The organism is Streptomyces sp. NPDC027189 (assembly GCF_055566975.1).
On sequence record NZ_JBVHRI010000001.1, the window covers coordinates 555,952 to 572,363 of the forward strand.

At 70.0% G+C, this 16,412-nt stretch carries 13 protein-coding genes; 2 read left to right on the forward strand and 11 right to left on the reverse strand.

Annotation, left to right across the window (positions count from 1 at the left end):
* Window positions 1–128 precede the first annotated feature (128 nt).
* The 6 genes from ACZ4RZ_RS02540 to ACZ4RZ_RS02565 all read right to left on the reverse strand — a co-directional run bounded on the left by ACZ4RZ_RS02540 (window position 129) and on the right by ACZ4RZ_RS02565 (window position 8,787).
* On the reverse strand, window positions 129–899 hold the full coding sequence (locus ACZ4RZ_RS02540) for a globin domain-containing protein (RefSeq protein ID WP_467741261.1): 771 nt from the start codon (window positions 897–899) through the stop codon (window positions 129–131).
* Between the two features lie 102 nt (window positions 900–1,001).
* A complete protein-coding gene (locus ACZ4RZ_RS02545) occupies window positions 1,002–4,295 on the reverse strand; it encodes a S8 family peptidase (protein ID WP_467741263.1) in 3,294 nt (1,097 codons plus the stop codon).
* A gap of 205 nt (window positions 4,296–4,500) precedes the next feature.
* Window positions 4,501–5,184 carry an ABC transporter ATP-binding protein gene (locus tag ACZ4RZ_RS02550; RefSeq protein ID WP_467741265.1) on the reverse strand — a complete coding sequence of 228 codons (684 nt, stop codon included), beginning with the start codon at window positions 5,182–5,184 and terminating at the stop codon, window positions 4,501–4,503.
* Between the two features lie 42 nt (window positions 5,185–5,226).
* Complete coding sequence (locus ACZ4RZ_RS02555; RefSeq protein ID WP_467741267.1) at window positions 5,227–6,690, reverse strand: ABC transporter permease; 1,464 nt, start codon at window positions 6,688–6,690, stop codon at window positions 5,227–5,229.
* Window positions 6,691–6,965: 275 nt separating this feature from the next.
* Window positions 6,966–8,234: a L,D-transpeptidase gene (locus tag ACZ4RZ_RS02560; protein ID WP_467741269.1), complete on the reverse strand. Its 1,269-nt coding sequence runs from the start codon at window positions 8,232–8,234 to the stop codon at window positions 6,966–6,968.
* Window positions 8,235–8,442: 208 nt separating this feature from the next.
* The gene (locus ACZ4RZ_RS02565; RefSeq protein ID WP_467741270.1) at window positions 8,443–8,787 is read right to left on the reverse strand and encodes a hypothetical protein; all 345 of its coding nucleotides are present in this window, start codon (window positions 8,785–8,787) and stop codon (window positions 8,443–8,445) included.
* A 110-nt stretch (window positions 8,788–8,897) separates the two neighbouring features.
* On the opposite strand from ACZ4RZ_RS02565, the gene ACZ4RZ_RS02570 reads away from it, so the two are divergent.
* Window positions 8,898–9,218: a hypothetical protein gene (locus ACZ4RZ_RS02570; RefSeq protein WP_467741271.1), complete on the forward strand. Its 321-nt coding sequence runs from the start codon at window positions 8,898–8,900 to the stop codon at window positions 9,216–9,218.
* 37 nt (window positions 9,219–9,255) lie between these two features.
* The gene (locus tag ACZ4RZ_RS02575; RefSeq protein WP_467741273.1) at window positions 9,256–10,005 is read left to right on the forward strand and encodes a DUF2625 family protein; all 750 of its coding nucleotides are present in this window, start codon (window positions 9,256–9,258) and stop codon (window positions 10,003–10,005) included.
* 135 nt (window positions 10,006–10,140) lie between these two features.
* On the opposite strand, the gene ACZ4RZ_RS02580 is transcribed toward ACZ4RZ_RS02575, so the two are convergent.
* The 5 genes from ACZ4RZ_RS02580 to ACZ4RZ_RS02600 all read right to left on the reverse strand — a co-directional run bounded on the left by ACZ4RZ_RS02580 (window position 10,141) and on the right by ACZ4RZ_RS02600 (window position 16,245).
* Window positions 10,141–11,793: a DEAD/DEAH box helicase gene (locus ACZ4RZ_RS02580; protein ID WP_467741275.1), complete on the reverse strand. Its 1,653-nt coding sequence runs from the start codon at window positions 11,791–11,793 to the stop codon at window positions 10,141–10,143.
* A 134-nt stretch (window positions 11,794–11,927) separates the two neighbouring features.
* The gene (locus ACZ4RZ_RS02585; protein WP_168510673.1) at window positions 11,928–12,131 is read right to left on the reverse strand and encodes a cold-shock protein; all 204 of its coding nucleotides are present in this window, start codon (window positions 12,129–12,131) and stop codon (window positions 11,928–11,930) included.
* Window positions 12,132–12,371: 240 nt separating this feature from the next.
* Window positions 12,372–13,910 carry a histidine ammonia-lyase gene (gene hutH / locus ACZ4RZ_RS02590; protein WP_467741941.1) on the reverse strand — a complete coding sequence of 513 codons (1,539 nt, stop codon included), beginning with the start codon at window positions 13,908–13,910 and terminating at the stop codon, window positions 12,372–12,374.
* Window positions 13,911–14,067: 157 nt separating this feature from the next.
* Window positions 14,068–15,219, reverse strand: coding sequence for a GGDEF domain-containing protein (locus ACZ4RZ_RS02595; protein WP_467741276.1), 1,152 nt, complete (start codon window positions 15,217–15,219; stop codon window positions 14,068–14,070).
* 219 nt (window positions 15,220–15,438) lie between these two features.
* Window positions 15,439–16,245 carry an enoyl-CoA hydratase/isomerase family protein gene (locus ACZ4RZ_RS02600; protein WP_467741277.1) on the reverse strand — a complete coding sequence of 269 codons (807 nt, stop codon included), beginning with the start codon at window positions 16,243–16,245 and terminating at the stop codon, window positions 15,439–15,441.
* Window positions 16,246–16,412 lie beyond the last annotated feature (167 nt).

The window sequence follows — 16,412 nt, forward strand, 5'->3', positions numbered from 1 at the left end:
CTCGGCTTCGCTCGAGCGGGGGGACCTCCATCGCCCCTGGGGGCTGCGCCCCCAGCCCCCTAAAAGACTGCGCAGTTCCCCGCGCCCCTCAAAGGGGTGCGGGGAACTGCGCGACCAGCCGCCTCCCCTCACCCCTGATACGGCGGCGCGGCCCCCCAAGTCCACCTGGGCACCGGCTGCTCCCCCGGAGGGCTCGCATCAGGGCCCGAGAAATACACGGCCAACCGCGTCCCCCACTCCGCGTACGCGACGAAAGCGGAGCGGAACTCGGCGTCGGTCGGCAGCCCCGCATCGTCCGCCGCGTCCTGGAGGAGGTTCACCCAGCGGCGGCGCTGAACCTCGGTGATGTTCTTGCCGAAGTGCTTGGCGACCATGTGCCCGTGCCCGCCCTGGGTCTTGGAGTACTCCGGCGGTCCGCCGAAGACCTCGCCGAGCCAGAGGGCGACATGCTCGGCGTGCTCGGGGGCGAGGTCCGCGAACAGCGGCGCGAGAAGATCGTCCTTGAGGACCTTGTCGTAGAAGACCTCGGTCAGTCGGGAGAAGGCCTCGGCGCCGCCCGCCCAGGCGTAGAGCGTGGGCACGGACGCGCCCGCGCCCCGCACCGTCGTCGGCTTGTAGTGGCGCATCTCCTCGATGTTGCCGATGTAGGGGCGGATCTCGGCGAGGAAGTCGGGGAAGAGGTCGGACTTGCGGAAGCCCTCGATGTGGTCCTCGGTCGACGTCCAGGTGATCCGCAGGATGAAGTGCTCGAAGTCCTCCTCGCAGCGCGCGAGTTCGTAGTCGACGCACTGCGGGGCCGCGGCCAGCTGAGCGGCGGCCCGGGTGTAGGCGGCCAGGAACTCCGCCGACTGCTGCTCGGGAATCCGGTACCGGATGTATTCGACAGTCGAAACGGTCATGCCCCCCACACAAACACGGAGGGCCCGCCGGAAGCGCTCCTTCCGACGGGCCGTCCGGTCGTGTCAGCGTTCAGCGAAACCCGGCCGCCGACACCTCACGCGTCACTTGCCGTAGTACGCGTTGTAGATCGAGATCGTCGACTTGTTCCCCTTCTTGTCGGCGATCTTGGCGTGGAACGAGATGCCCTTGCCCTTCGCCGGGTTCTTGAAGGTGATCTTGCCGTTCCTGACGTCGAGCTTGGTCCACGTCTGACCGTAGTCGTACGAGACGTACACGGACAGCGACTGAAGGTTGGAGCCCGCGGCCGCGCCCTGGACGGTGACCGGGATGGTGACCTTCTGGTCGGCGGGCCCGCGGCTGTCCAGACCGAGGGACGCGCCGAAGCGGGCCGTGGAGACCGGCAGCTTCGCCGTGTCGACCTTCTTGGAGCGGAACGTCCAGCTCGCGTCGATCCGTGTGGAGGCCGCGGCCACCTTCACGGAACGCTTGATGGACGTGGTCAGCTTGTAGGCCGCGTCCGCGTCCGGCACCTTGAACTGGCCGCTGCCGTCCAGCGGATCATCGGTCTCGGCGACCTTGGTGCCGTTGCGGTACAGGGTCGTCTTGACCGAGGTGTAGAGCGAGGCCCCGGCGTGCGACTGGCCGTCGGCGAACACCGGCAGATAGCCGCTGAGGTACTTGCCGTCGCGGTAGACGCCGTACAGACCGCCGATCTTCGGGCCGAAGACGCCGGTGTTGAACGTCTTCGTGTAGCTGTTGCCCGCCTTGAAGGTCTGCGGATCGCCCAGCGTGTAGAAGGCCTCCGTGATCGGGAAGCCCTGGGCGTCCTTGCCGCCGTACTGCTCGAAGTCGAGCCCCCACTGGACATGGTCACCGGTGGACACATGCAGCGTGCGTGTGCCCGGCAGCTTCTGCTCGACGCCGATCCCGAAGGAGAAGTCGGTGGGCAGGAAGCCGTACGCGGTGACCGCACCCGTCTTGCCGGAGGACGCCGCCCCCAGGTTCGTCCTCACCGTGGCCAGTTCGCTCGCCTTGTAGTGCTTGACGTGCGTGCCCTGCAGCTTGGTGACCTTGGTGCCGGTGAACACGTCGTACTCGGTGTTCTCGCCCTTGGTCCACGTACCCGACCAGCTCTGGAACAGACCGGAGGAGATCGCCGGGCCGATGTGGCCGACCCGCAGGTCCTGGAAGGAGTCCAAGCCCAGGCCGACGCCGACGCCCGCCGGGTCGAACATGTAGGAGACCATCGCGGACACCGGCTTGGCCTGGGCGTCCGGCACCGTGATGTCGGCGGCCTTGGCGGTGCGCTGGTCGACGGTCACCGTGGTGTTCTTGGTGACGCTCAGCTTGGGCTGGACCAGCCAGTCGACGCCGCCCTCGAGGGTGGTGAGGTCCTTCACCAGCTGGGAGTCGAGGATGTAGTTGCCCTTGGGCACGCGAATGGTCTCCGTGGCCCCGGTGCCCTGCGAGAAGAAGTCCCGCCCGTTGGCCAGGCCCGAGTAGGCGTAGAGGTCGGTGAGGTGGATGGGCTGTTGCCCGTCACGCACGAGGTACTTCACCTTGACGTCGTACGACTCCACCTCGCGCTGCACCGCGGCCGCGGTGCGCACCGACTGGCCGCCGCCCGTGGCCGTCACGTACGCCGAGTACGCACCGTCCGTGGTGCCGCCCAGCTTGGTGTTGACGGTGACGTCCACCGAGGCCTTGCCGCCCGCCGGGACCTTGACCGTCTTCGCGCCGAGCGCGAAGAAGCCCGAAGGAGCCGCCTGGCCCTTGGGGTTGGTGGCGGTCGCCGAGAGGGTCAGGGTGACGTCGGTCTTGCCGAGGTTGCGGTAGGTGAGCTGCCTGGTCACCGGCTTGTCGTCGGTGTGCGGCCACTGCTGGACGCCGAAGCTCACCGAATTCGGGTCGGCGATCACCGACTGCTTGATCGCCTTGTCGACGGCGATACGGCCCGAACCCTGCTGGAACGGCGTGTACTTGCCGCCCTTGGCGGATCCGGTCAGCGCGCCCTTGAGCTCGGCGAACGTCCAGTCCGGGTGCTCCTGCTTGAGGATCGCCGCAGCGCCCGCGACATGCGGGGTCGCCATCGACGTACCGGAGATCGTCAGATAGCCCGGGGGCTTCTCGCCGACCTCCTTGTCGATGAGGCTGCCCGGGGCCGCGGCCGCCGTGATGTCCACGCCGGGTGCGGTCACATCGGGCTTGATGGCGCCGTCCAGGCCGGGGCCCCGGCTGGAGAAGGACGCCAGCTTGTCGTTGTCGTCGACCGCGCCGACGGTGAGCGCGTCGGCCGCGCTGCCCGGGGAGCCGATGGTCTGCTCGCCGAAGTCGCCGTCGTTGCCGGCGGCGATCGCGAAGAGGATGCCCTTCTGCTCGGAGAGCTTGTTGACCTCCGCTTCGAGCGGGTCGATCTCCGGGGTGTCGCCGCCGCCCAGGCTCAGGTTGACGACGTCGGCGCCCTGGTCGGCGGCCCACTCCATGCCTGCGAGGATCGAGGAGTCGTCGCCGAAGCCGTCGTCGCTGAGGACCTTGCCGTTGAGGATCTTCGCGCCGGGCGCGACACCCTTGTACTTGCCGTTCGACTTCGCGCCGGTGCCCGCCGCGATCGAGGCGACGTGCGTGCCGTGGCCGAAGTGGTCGGTGGCGTCGGCGGAGGTGGAGAAGTTCTTGGCCGCGATCACCTGGTCCTTGAGGTCCGGGTGGGTCGAGTCGACGCCCGTATCCAGAACGGCGATCTTGACGCCCTTGCCGTCGTAGCCGGCGGCCCACGCCTTCGGAGCGCCGATCTGCGGTACCGACTTGTCGAGGCTCGCCTTGCGGACGCCGTCCAGCCAGACGTGCGCGATGCCGGAGGCCGCGCTGCCGCCGTCGGTGACCGCCGACCAGAGCTCCGCCGTGTCCTGCTTCGGCGTCAGCACCGCGTCCGCGTTCAGCGACTTCAGGGTTCGGCGGAGCGTGCCCGCCTCACGGACGTCGGCCTTGGCGGCGGTCGCGGCTCCCTTGTAGCCGACGATCAGCTTCAGGCCCTGCTTCTGGGCCTTGCGGGTCGCCGCCTTGTTCAACTCGGTGACATCGAAGAGCCGCTGGTCGAGCTTGCCGCCGGCTATCAGCCGCTGGGCGTCGGCCGGCACCACGAGCGTGTGGCCGGCCGCCTTGCGGATCGACACGGGTATGTGGGCGCGGCCCTTGGCCCGCTCGACGCCGACGACGCGGCCCTTGGCGTCGACGGCCACCCGGTCGCCGGTGATCAGCGTGATGTGATGCCGGGCCACGAGTCCGGCCTTGGACGCGCTGCTCGCGTGCTCCTGCTTCGCGGACGCCGGGCTGGTCATTCCCGCCGCCAGGGCCACGGCGGCCGCCGTGGCGATGGTCGCCGCGCACGCTCTTTTCACTTGTCTGCGCAAGTCTCCCCCTGGAGATGAGGTCCGGGCGAATTCCCCATTCGTCCGGCCGGGGGACGTCCCGTACGCATGCGCGTGCACCCCCCGGAAGACGCAAGTATGCCCGGGGGGTGATCGGCCGCTCAATAGAGGGGGAGCCGTGAAGAGTTGACGGACTTGTTCCGCCGAGCTCCCGCACTGCCCTCTTTGTGCCTCTTTATGCTCCCGCGTTCTCCTTGACTGTGATCCGGCCCTTGTGGATCGTCGCAAGCCGCGGGGCCTTCTTCGCGATCGCGGAGTCGTGCGTGACCATGATGAAAGTGAGCCCGTGCTCCTTCCACATGGCTTCCAGTACGTCCATGATCTCGTCGCGCATGGATTCGTCGAGGTTTCCGGTGGGTTCGTCGGCGAGCAGCACCTTCGGCTGCTTGACCAGGGCGCGGGCGATGGCGACGCGCTGCTGCTGACCACCGGAGAGCTCGGCGGGCAGATGCCCGAGCCGCTCGGCCAGGCCCACCGACTCCAGCGCCGCGGCGGCCCGTTCGCGCCGCTGCTTCGTCTTCACACCGAGGGGTACGAGGGCGGTCTCCACGTTCTCCTGGGCGGTGAGCGTGGGAATCAGGTTGAAGCTTTGAAAGACGAAGCCGATGTTCTCGCTGCGCACCTTGGTGAGCTTGGCCTCGGACAGTTTCGCCATGTCCGTGCCGTCGAGTTCGACACTGCCCGCGGTGGGGCGGTCGAGCCCGCCGAGCATCTGAAGAAGGGTGGACTTTCCGCCACCGGTGGGGCCCTGGATGACGAGCCGGTCGCCGTCCCCGATGGTCAGATCGATACCGGCGAGCGCGTCGACCGTTTCCTTGCCCCGCGTATAGCGCTTGGTGACGCCTCTGAGTTCGTACATGGTGCAACTCCTGGGATACGTAAGTGCGTAAGGGGGCGGGGCCTATTCGACGCGGCGCAGGGCGTCCGCGGGCCGCAGCCGGGAGGCGCGCCAGCCGCCGAAGGCGCCGGCGATCAGGCCGCCGGTGACGGCGAGGGCGACCGCGACGACGATGGTGTCGAGGCTGACGGGCGCGGTGAGCGCGACATCGAGGGCCTTGGAAGCGGTCTGCCGGGCGGGACCGCCGAAGCCACCGCCACCGCCGCCGGGACCGCCGCCCGGGCCGCCGCCCGAACTCCCCACCTGCGCCTGCAGGGTGGGGCTGATCTCGGTGACGACATAGGCGCCCGCGAGGCCGAGCGCGATACCGAGGGCGCCGCCGACCAGACCGTTGACGATGGCCTCACCGACGACCTGGCGGGTCACCCGGCCCGACTTCCAGCCGAGCGCCTTGAGGGTGCCGAACTCCCGCACCCGGCGGGAGACGGCCGAGGAGGTCAGCAGACCCGCGACCAGGAACGCGGCCACGAGCACCGCGATGGACAGCCACTTGCCGACGTTCGAGGCGAGGCTGGAGGCGGTCGACAGGGAGCCGGAGACGGTGTCGGCGAGGTCGGCGGAGGTGGTGACCGTCGTACCCGAGATGTTCTTCTGGATGGTGCTCTTGACGCTGCTGATCTGCTGCGAGTCGGACGCCTTGACGTAGATCGTGGTGACCTTGTCCTTGGAGTCGCTGAGCGTCTGGGCCTGCTTGAGCGGGATGTACAGGTTGGCCGCCGCGTCACCGCTGTCCGGCGTCGCGATGCCGATGACCTTGTACTTGACGCTCTTGATGGTGACCGTGCTGCCGACCTTGAGCTTCTTCTCCTTGGCGTACGACTTGTCGGCGACGACGACCTTGGCGTTGCTCTCGGACGTCTTGAACGTACGACCGCTGGTGATCTTCGACGAGGTCAGCGGGCCGAGGGCCGGCTTGGCGACGTCGGCGCCGTAGACCGAGTAGTTGTTGACGTCGAAGTCGGCGCCACCGCCCTTGACGGTGCCCTGGGGCGAGGGCTGGGCGCCGCCGGGGCCGCCCTGTTGGTTGCCGCCGTTCTGGTTCTGCTGGAACTGGCCCCGTGTGAACTGGCCGTTGACGCGGATGACTTGGAGGCTCAGCCCGCCGACGGAGTCCGCGACGCCCCGCTGGGAGTTGACCTTGGAGACCGTCGAGGCGGCCAGGGTCTGGAAGCCCTGCACCATGACGCGGTCGCTGCTCTGCTCCTTGTCGGAGCCGTTGTCCTGGGCGTCGAAGTTGAAGCGCGGACGGTCGCTGCTGCCCGACGTGGGCGCCGCGGCCTTGGTGACCGTCATGTCCGTACCCAGCCCGTACAGCGACTGGAGGACCTTGCCCTGGGCCTTCTCCATGCCCGAGGACACGGAGCTGACCACGATGACCAGGGCGATGCCCAGGGCGAGTCCGGAGGCGACGACGAGGGCCGCCTTTCTGCGGCGGCGCAGTTCGCGCCTCAGGTAGGTGAAGAACATGGGCCGCAAGCTAGGCACGGCGCGTGATGAAGGGATAAGGCCGAAATAAGAGAACGATGAGAAGGCTGTGGCGGGCGGCGAGTTCACCTGTGCGCCACCGAGGAACACTGTGGGGCTGCCAAGAGCGACGGCCCGCACCCCGGGCGGGGTGCGGGCCGTCTCAAGCGGCTGTCATGCATGGAGGAACGACGAACACGGCAACCATCGATTGAGGAACCCCCACGGCGAGCAACCACCTCCGCAGGAGCGGCGGCGGTTCAGCCGCAAAGAGGGGCTCAGGCGGCCGAACCGGCCTTCCAGGCCGCCCAGTCCAGGTTCCAGCCGTTGAGGCCGTTCTCCGGGGCGATGGTCTTGTCGCCGGTGTTCTTGACGACCACGACGTCACCGATCAGCGAGTGGTTGTAGAACCACGCGGCAGGCGTGTTCGGGTCGTTGGCACCCTTGGTGTCGGAGAGACCGACACAGCCGTGGCTGGTGTTCACCGCGCCGAAGATGGACTTGGCGCCCCAGTAGTTGCCGTGGATGAAGGTGCCGGAGTTCGACAGACGCATGGCGTGCGGTACGTCCTTGATGTCGTACTCGCCCTTGCCGTCGTCGTTCGTGAAGCCGACCGTCGAGCCGTCCATCCGGGTCTCCTTGAACTTCTCGGAGATCACCATCTGGCCCTGGTACGTCGTGTGGTCCGGAGCGCCCGCGGAGATCGGGATGGTCTTGATGACCTTGCCGTCCTGGGTGATCTTCATCGTCTTGGTCTGGGCGTCGACGATGGAGACCTGGTTGCGGCCGATCTTGAAGGTGACCGTCTTCTGCTGCACGCCGTACACACCGCTCGCGCCCTCGACGCCGTCGAGGTTCAGCTTGAGGGTGACGGTGGAGCCGCCGGTCCAGTAGTTCTCGGGGCGGAAGTCCAGGCGGTTGGCGCTGAACCAGTGCCCGACGACTTCCTGGCCGCTGCTGGAGGAGACGGTGATCCCCTTCTGCACCGCGGCCTTGTTCGTGATCGCCTTGTTGAAGTTGATCGAGACCGGCATGCCGACGCCGACGGTGGAGCCGTCCTCGGGCGTGAAGTTGCCTATGAAGCTGTTGGCCGGGGAGACCGTCGTGAACGAGCTGTTCTCATGGGCGGCGCGGCCCGCGGAGTCGGTGGCCTCGGCGGCGATCTTGTAGGTGGTGGCCCGCTCGAGCTGGCCGGAGGGCTTCCAGCTCTTCTTGTCGGCGGATATCTGACCGGCGACGGCGGTGCCGGACGCGGTCTGCATCGTGACGGACGTGAGCGTGCCCTTGCTCACGGTGACCGCCGTGCCGTTGTTGATCGAGGCGTTGTCGGAGCCGTCCTTGGGCGTGATCTTGATCTGGGCCTCGGAGGTCTTCTTGGCCGCGGCCTCGTCGACCTTGGCCTGCGACGTGCTGTCGCCGCCGTCCGCCGCGCCGGCCTTGTCGCCGCCTCCGCTGCACGCAGAGAGCACCAGCACCCCGCCGAGCAGTGCGGACGCGGTCATCAGACCCTTGCGCCGCCTACTGTCCGTCATCACACGCTTCTCCATCGTCGCCGAATCACCAAAAGTCACGAGAGCCCCGTCGAAACCATCAACGCTACGGCCGTTTCGTCCCGTTCCACATCCCGCGGAGGTGTGGGGCACACCACGTCCGGACAAGAGGACCGCGTGGTGCGGAGGTGGCCAGTGCGTCTGCTGAGACGCGAAAACCCCGGACGGCGGTTGCCGCCCGGGGTCACGATTTCCCCAAGCCGCGTCAGCCGAGCGCGTCTTCTTCGTCGTCCTCGGCAGCATCATCCTCGTCGAGGTCCCAATCCGGCGAATCGGGGTCGTAGTCGATGGGCTCGCTGCTCCAGGAGGCCTGGGCGAGCTCGATCCCCGGCACCTCGCTGACCAGGTCGAACGGGTCCACGAGATAGGCGAGGGCCTCGGCAGTGTCTTCCGTCACTGCGCTCTCGGCGTGCGTGCGCTCGTCGCCCGGCATTTCGGCGTCGTCGGCGATCCGGCGCAGTGCGGCCTTGGTGACGGCGTTTGCGTCGTCGACTTCCAGCACCAGTTCGACACGAAGCCGTACAAACTGTGATGTCTCAGGAGTACTCATGGGACGGAGCGTACGACCCAGAGGTTGCGCGACTTTCCCACGACCCGCGCCTTTCATTAGCATCGCCCCACACGGCCAATTCGCCAGCGCCACAAGGGGATCGATATTTCGTGTCCGCCGCACGTCGATCGTTGTTGACCGCCACCGCCGCGGGGACCCTCCTGGGAGCCCTGTGGTTCGTCCCGTCCGCCAACGCGACCCAGGACGAACCCACTCCGAGCGTCTCGGCGTCAACCTCCGCGACGACCACCACCAGCGCGGTGCAGATGTCCACGGAGTCGGGCACGGAGCCGGGCGAGGAGCACACTCAGCTCGCCGACACCGGAAGCGTCGACACGACGCCGTACATCGTCGGCGGCACACTCTTCCTCGGCCTGGGCGCCGGATTCATCACCTATTCGGTGCGCCGCGAGCGCACGATGGCCTACTGAGCGCGGTGCTCCGGCCCGGACAACCCACGGGGAATCCATGCGAGACCTGACCGAGCTGACCGACGTCGAGGAACCTGCCTGGCCGGTGCTGTCCGAGGCACTCGACGCCAGCGGGGTGTCCATGGACGTGCTGCCCGGCGACCCGGCACAGGGCCGCTCGACCCTCCTCCAACTGCAGGTCACCGCACGGTCCTGGCTGGGCGGGATGGTGCTCAACTGCGGTGGGGTGGTGCTGGACAGCGGGTGGCTGCGGATCTACGGGAGCCCGGGCGCCGGTGCGTCCACGGGGCTGCCTGGGGCGTCCACGGACCTGCCGAGCCTCGCCGAGGTCAACGGCTTCCCCGGGCGGTTCGATCCCGCCTGGCGGCCCTTCAACGGGCTCGTCGTCGGCCACGACGTCCTGGGCGGGGTCTTCGTCATGAACGGGCCCGACCCGGAGGCGGCGGGCCGGCCCGGACGTCCCGGCGAGATCGTGTACTTCGCGCCGGACTCCCTGCGCTGGGAGGCCCTCGAAGTGGGCCACGGAGCCTTGCTCCGCTGGCTCCTCAGCGAGGGCACGGACCACTTCTACGACACGCTGCGGTGGCCCGGCTGGCGCGCGGAGTCCGGTGCGCTGACCGGGCGGCAGGGGCTGTCCGTCGTGCCCTTCCTCTGGTCCGCCGAGGCCCGCCGGGACCTGCACTCGACCAGTCGGCGCGCGGTGCCGCTGGCCGAAATCCTGAGCCTCCACCGGGACTTCGCCCTCAAGCTGGACTCGGTCGATCCGGGATTCCTGGGCGACGTCTGACAGGTCGGCCGCGAGGGGCCGTCCGGAAGCTGCGGGTGGTTCGTGACCGGCCGTGCCTACGCGACGGAGCCGCAGATGTCACGGCCCCGCGCCCCTTTCGGGGCGCGGTACATCCCGGGCGGTCACGGGTTCCGCCTAGGCCGCCCTGCGTCCTCCGCCGCCGCCCTGGCCGCCACGTTCCGTGCGGCGCTGCGGGGCTCGCCCACGGCCGCCCGAGCGGGCGGTACCCGCGCCGCCGGTGTCGGTACGTCGCCCGGTGGCACCGCCGCTGCCACCGGTACGGCGGCCGGTGGCCGTGCCGCCCGCCGCGCCACCGGTACCGGTACCCGACGGCCGCCGGGCTCCGCCCCCGGCCCCACGCCGGGAGCTGGACCGCTGCTTCGGCTGCTCGACGGGCTGCGGCACCTCGATGACCACCGGCACTCCGGAGGGCTCGCGGGCGCCGGTGAGGCGGGCCAGCTCCTCGTCGCTGGACGTAATGCGGGCGGTGCGCGGGGTGATGCCGGCGTCCGCCATCAGACGGGTCATCTCCCGCTTCTGCTCGGGCAGTACGAGGGTGACGACGCTGCCGGACTCCCCGGCACGGGCCGTACGGCCGCCGCGGTGCAGATAGTCCTTGTGGTCGGTCGGCGGATCGACGTTGACGACCAGATCCAGGTCGTCGATGTGGATGCCGCGGGCGGCCACGTTGGTGGCGACGAGCGCGGTGACCTGACCGTTCTTGAACTGGTCGAGGGTGCGGTTGCGCTGCGGCTGGCTGCGCCCGCCGTGCAGCGCGGACGCCCGTACGCCGCTCGCGAGCAGCCGCTTGGTGAACCGGTCGGCGCCCCGCTTGGTGTCCACGAAGAGGATGACCCGGCCGTCACGCGCCGCGATCCGCAGGGCGACTGCCTTTTTGTCGGTCTCGTCGGCGACATGCAGCACGTGGTGCTCCATGGTGGTCACCGCACCCGCCGACGGGTCGACGGAGTGCACCACGGGGTCCGTGAGGAACATCCGCACGAGCCGGTCGATGTTCTTGTCCAGCGTCGCCGAGAACAGCAGCCGCTGTCCGTCTGGCTCGACCTGCTGGAGCAGCGCCGTGACCTGCGGCATGAAGCCCATGTCGGCCATCTGGTCGGCCTCGTCGAGCACGGTGATCGCGACCTGGCCGAGGGAGCAGTCGCCCCGCTCGATGAGGTCCTTGAGCCGCCCGGGAGTGGCCACCAGCACCTCGGTGCCGCGGCGCAGCGCACCGGCCTGCCTGCCGATCGACATACCGCCGACGGCCGTGGCGATGCGCAGGTTGACGGCGGTGGCGTACGGCGTGAGGGCGTCGTTGACCTGCTGCGCGAGCTCACGCGTGGGCACCAGGACGAGGGCGAGCGGCGCCTTGGACTCGGCCCGGCGGCCCGCGGTGCGCGCGAGCAGGGCGAGCCCGAAGGCGAGCGTCTTGCCGGAGCCGGTGCGGCCCCGGCCGAGAACGTCGCGCCCGGCAAGGGAGTTGGGCAGCGTGGCGCCCTGGATCGGGAAGGGCTCGGTGACGCCCTGGGCGGCGAGGGTCTTGGTCAGCGCGGCCGGCATGTCCAGCGCGTCGAAGGAGTCGACCGCGGGCAGCGCAGGCGTGATGGTCTCGGGCAGCGAGAACTCCTGCGGCGGCGCGACCTTGCGGGCACCACCCTTGCCGGCGCCCCGGCCGGTGTTCCGGCCCGCGCTCCTCGCGGAGCCGCCGGTCTTCGCGGAGCCGCCGGTCTGGGCGCCGCGTGCATTTGCCGGCCGCTTACGGACGGGACGTTCGGATCGAGTCATGCTGGATCTGGATTTCCTTCCTGGGCCCCACGGACTGCACGCACCGCACTCACCACACGCATGAGCATTCACAGCACGAGCCGGGACCCGCACCCGAAGGTGCGGGTCCCGGCTCTGGAAAAGCGCGTCCCGAATCAGGCGGGGACGATGTTCTCCGCCTGCAGGCCCTTCTGGCCCTGCGCGACGTCGAACGAGACCTTCTGGCCCTCCAGCAGCTCACGGAAGCCGGAGCTGGCGATGTTGGAGTAGTGGGCGAAGACGTCGGGGCCGCCGCCGTCCTGCTCGATGAAGCCGAAGCCCTTTTCCGAGTTGAACCACTTCACGGTGCCTGTAGCCATTGTTTTTCTCCTGAACAGGTAGAGGCCCCATCCGGAGATGCACCGGGAAAAGCCGGAGATGCCGGTAAAACAAAACGCGCCTGCGGAAGATTCCGATCAGGCGCACAAAGTAAATGGGTACCAAAAACGTATCAACGCGACAGTAGCACACCCCGGGCCGCCCTCCGGCACCGAGAGGCCCCGATGTGACGGGGGCCACCGCAGCCGACGGCGGCCCCCTCCACGTACGACGGGCTGCCGCTAGGCCAGCGGACCCGTCACCGGCTCCACCGCCGTCACCACATGGCCACCGCGCACGAACGCGTCCGCGGCCTCCAGGTCGGGGGCGAGGAAGCGGTCCGGGCCGGGGCCCTGGACGCCGGCCGCGCGGACGGCCTCGATGACCGCCGCCGATGCCGGGGCGGGGGTCAGGCCCTCGCGCAGTTCGATCGCGCGGGTGGCGGCGTACAGCTCGATCGCGATGATCCGGGTCAGGTTGTCCACGGCCGTACGCAGCTTGCGCGCCGCGGACCAGCCCATGGAGACGTGGTCCTCCTGCATCGCGGAGGACGGGATGGAGTCCGCGGACGCCGGTACGGCGAGCCGCTTCATCTCGCTGACCAGCGCGGCCTGCGTGTACTGGGCGATCATCAGGCCCGAGTCGACACCGGCGTCGTCCGCGAGGAACGGCGGCAGGCCGTGCGAGCGGTTCTTGTCGAGGAGGCGGTCGGTGCGGCGCTCGGCGATCGAGCCGAGGTCGGCGGCCGCGATGGCGAGGAAGTCGAGGACGTACGCGACCGGTGCGCCGTGGAAGTTGCCGTTCGACTCGACACGGCCGTCGGACAGCACGACCGGGTTGTCGACCGCGGAGGCGAGCTCGCGCTCGGCGACCGTACGGGCATGGGCGAGGGTGTCGCGTCCGGCGCCCGCGACCTGCGGGGCGCAGCGCACGGAGTAGGCGTCCTGGACGCGCGGGGCGTCGTCCTGGTGGTGCCCGGTGAGCTCCGAACCCTTCAGCACGGCCAGCATGTTGGCGGCGCTGGCACCCTGTCCGGGGTGCGGGCGGATGGCGTGCAGCTCGGGCGCGAGGACCTTGTCCGTCCCGAGGAGGGCTTCGAGGGAGAGGGCGGCGGTGACGTCCGCCGACTTGTAGAGCGTCTCCAGGTCGGCGAGTGCCATGACCAGCATGCCGAGCATGCCGTCGGTGCCGTTGAGGAGGGCGAGGCCTTCCTTCTCGCGCAGTTCGACGGGCGCGATGCCGGCCTCGGCGAGCAGCTCACCCGCGGGCCGTACGACGCTGTCCGGGCCCTCCGCGTCCCCCTCGCCCATGAGCGTGAGCGCACAGTGGGACAGCGGCGCCAGGTCGCCGGAGCAGCCGAGTGAGCCGTACTCGTGCACGACCGGGGTGATACCGGCATTGAGGATGTCCGCCATGGTCTGCGCGACCTCGGGACGCACGCCCGTGTGCCCCGAGCAGACGGTCTTGAGCCGCAGGAACATCAGCGCGCGGATGACCTCGCGCTCCACGCGCGGGCCCATGCCGGCGGCGTGCGAGCGGACGATGTTGCGCTGCAGCTGGGCGCGCAGCTCCGGGCTGATGTGCCGGGTCGCGAGGGCGCCGAACCCGGTCGAGACGCCGTAGACGGGCTCCGGCTTGGCCGCCAGCGCATCGACGATCTCGCGGGCCGCCGCGAGGGCCGCCACCGCCTCGTCGGAGAGCTCGATCCGGGCGCCGTGGCGCGCCACGGCGAGAACGTCGGACGCGGTCACCCCGGACGTCCCCACCACCACAGTGTGCATATCCATATTCAGGAGCGTACGCAGTGAATTCGATGATGTCACTAGTGGGTCGTCGGTTTACCCCTTACTTCGACGTACGTCACAACGGGCACCCGGGAGCAGGGCGTCGGCCGGGAGCGCAGACGGGGTTCGTGGCGTCCGCGAGCGACGGCCGGGGTCACGGACGGGGTTCGTGGCGTCCGCGGAAGCGGCGGCGCTCCCCTTCCGTGGGCGACGGCGCGTCGGCCAGGCGCACGACCGGGTCGTCGGGGCCCTCGCGCCCGGCGACCACGGGCTTCGCCGCGCGCACGGCCTTGGCCCGGTACTGGGCGGCGTCGGCCAGCCGGAAGAGCCGCCGCGCCGAGCGCACCGGCCCGATCGGATCCTCGGTCGAGGCGACCCCGCACGCCACTCCTTCCCCCAGCTCCAACTCGGCGGCACGGCGGCAGAGTTCGTCGGCGATGCGGACGACCTCGTCCGCCGACGGGCCCACCGCCAGCAGGCAGAACTCGTCGCCGCCGAGACGGGCCGCGAGGGTGCCCGGGAGCATCGCCCCGCACAGGGAGAGCACCGATCCGAACCGCTCCAGGAGCCGGTCGCCGACCGCGTGCCCGCGGGTGTCGTTGACCCGCTTGAGCCCATTGAGGTCACAGACGACGAGACTGACCACGACCCCGTCGCCCTTGTGCCGCTCGACGGCCTCGTCCAGGCGGACGTCCACGGCACGGCGATTGGCGAGCCCGGTGAGGGCGTCCGTGAACGCCAGCCGCCGGGCCTCCTCCAGACGCTCGGTCTGGGCGATCCCGGCCGCGACGACCGACGCGAGGACGGTCGCGAAGTCGGCGTCGGCCCGGTCGAAGACGGGGGTCCCGGCCGGGCGGGCCACATACAGCTCGCCCCACGCGCGGCCGTGCAGGACGATCGGCGCGACGACGCAGCAGCCGCGACCGCGGCGGCGCAGGGCGGCGACGCGTTGATGGCAGTACCCGGCGTGGCCGCCCGCCGGGCCGTCCGCCGTCTCCACCCAGGCGTTGGGCCCGCCGCCCCCGGCCCAGCGTTCGTGCAGGAACTCGGTGATCTCCGGGAACTGGTGCACGGGGTAGGCCTCCCCGTCGGGGAACTCGTCCTCGCCCTCGGTCCGCTCGCCCACGTTGACGAGCACCCGCAGCCTGCCGAGTTCGCGCTCCCACACGGAGAGCGCGGCGAAGCTTCCGGCCAGCGCGTGGCACGCGCCGAGCGCCGCGGCTCGCCATGAGTCGCGTGGGGTGTGCGCCGCCGCCATTCCCTGCGCCAGCCCCACCACGGCCCTCAGCCGTCTGTCCTCACCCATCACCCCAGGCTAGGTAAAACTGCAGCATTTCGGGACATTGATACGGCGAACAGGGGTCCGGGGCGGTGGTTCGGGCGGGTTTTTTCGCCCCCTCCGCCCCTACCCGTCCCGTACCAGCCGTTCGGCTGCGGGTGGGTGGGGGCCTGTCGCGCAGTTCCCCGCGCCCCTAAAAGGGGCGCAGCCCCCAGGGACGGTCCGGGGCGGAGGGGGCGAGAACCTCTACTCCCCCGGCCACTCCGGCTTGCGCTTCTCGTTGAAGGCGGCGACGCCCTCCGCCCGGTCGCCCGAGAAGGCGACGGACCGCCAGGCGGCGTCCTCGACCTCGAGCCCCGCACGGAGGTCGAGGCCCTGCCCGAGACGGAGTGCACGCTTGGCCGCCCGCAGCCCGACGGGCGAGTTCCCGGCGATGCGCGCGGCAAGCGCGAGGGCTTCCGCCCGGTCCCGCCCCTCGTCCACGAGCTCATCCACAAGCCCCAACTCCCGCGCCTCGACCGCCTCCAGCCGCCGCGCCGAGAAGATGAGCTCGGCCGCCCGCGCGGCCCCGACCCGGCGGGGCAGCAACTGCGTACCGCCCCCTCCGGGGATCACCCCGACGGACACCTCGGGCAGCCCGACGACCGCCGTACGGTCGGCCACGATCAGGTCGCACGACAGCGCCAGCTCGAACCCGCCGCCCAGCGCGAATCCGTGCACGGCGGCGACGGTCGGCATCGGCAGCTCCAGGACCCCGGTGTACGCGCCCCGCGCGACCGGGCGCTGCCGCACCAGCTCGGCGTCGGTGAACGAGTTGCGCTCCTTCAGGTCGGCGCCGACACAGAAGGCGCGCTCATGAGTGGAGGTCAGCACGACCACGCGTACGTCGCGGTCGGCGGCGAGCGCCTCGCAGGCACCGGCGATGGACCGGGCCATGTCCGTGGACACGGCATTCATGGCCTTGGGCCGGTCGAGGACGAGCTCCGCGACGTACGCGTGCCGCCGTACGGCGACGAACTCCCCGAACCGCCGCTCGTCCCCTTGCTCCGCCATGACACCCTCCCGGTTAACGCGGGTTAACAGACTGACGCCCCGATCATCGCAGCCGACGTCGTCCGACGAAAGCCGTCCCCCGCACACCCGCCTCCCCGTTCGAGTGACATCCCGCCCAACTCCCGCCCGCCGCCACGAAACGGCACATAACCTGCGCACCGCCGGCA

What these genes read in the sequence shown, in the direction of transcription:
- ACZ4RZ_RS02580 (WP_467741275.1), bottom strand. Translation starts at nt 11,793, where the DNA reads ATGACTCGATCCGAACGTCCCGTCCGTAAGCGGCCGGCAAATGCACGC.
- ACZ4RZ_RS02550 (WP_467741265.1), bottom strand. Translation starts at nt 5,184, where the DNA reads ATGTACGAACTCAGAGGCGTCACCAAGCGCTATACGCGGGGCAAGGAA.
- ACZ4RZ_RS02555 (WP_467741267.1), bottom strand. Translation starts at nt 6,690, where the DNA reads ATGTTCTTCACCTACCTGAGGCGCGAACTGCGCCGCCGCAGAAAGGCG.
- ACZ4RZ_RS02600 (WP_467741277.1), bottom strand. Translation starts at nt 16,245, where the DNA reads ATGGCGGAGCAAGGGGACGAGCGGCGGTTCGGGGAGTTCGTCGCCGTA.
- ACZ4RZ_RS02560 (WP_467741269.1), bottom strand. Translation starts at nt 8,234, where the DNA reads ATGGAGAAGCGTGTGATGACGGACAGTAGGCGGCGCAAGGGTCTGATG.
- ACZ4RZ_RS02595 (WP_467741276.1), bottom strand. Translation starts at nt 15,219, where the DNA reads ATGGGTGAGGACAGACGGCTGAGGGCCGTGGTGGGGCTGGCGCAGGGA.
- ACZ4RZ_RS02565 (WP_467741270.1), bottom strand. Translation starts at nt 8,787, where the DNA reads ATGAGTACTCCTGAGACATCACAGTTTGTACGGCTTCGTGTCGAACTG.
- ACZ4RZ_RS02540 (WP_467741261.1), bottom strand. Translation starts at nt 899, where the DNA reads ATGACCGTTTCGACTGTCGAATACATCCGGTACCGGATTCCCGAGCAG.
- ACZ4RZ_RS02585 (WP_168510673.1), bottom strand. Translation starts at nt 12,131, where the DNA reads ATGGCTACAGGCACCGTGAAGTGGTTCAACTCGGAAAAGGGCTTCGGC.
- ACZ4RZ_RS02575 (WP_467741273.1), top strand. Translation starts at nt 9,256, where the DNA reads ATGCGAGACCTGACCGAGCTGACCGACGTCGAGGAACCTGCCTGGCCG.
- hutH (WP_467741941.1), bottom strand. Translation starts at nt 13,910, where the DNA reads ATGCACACTGTGGTGGTGGGGACGTCCGGGGTGACCGCGTCCGACGTT.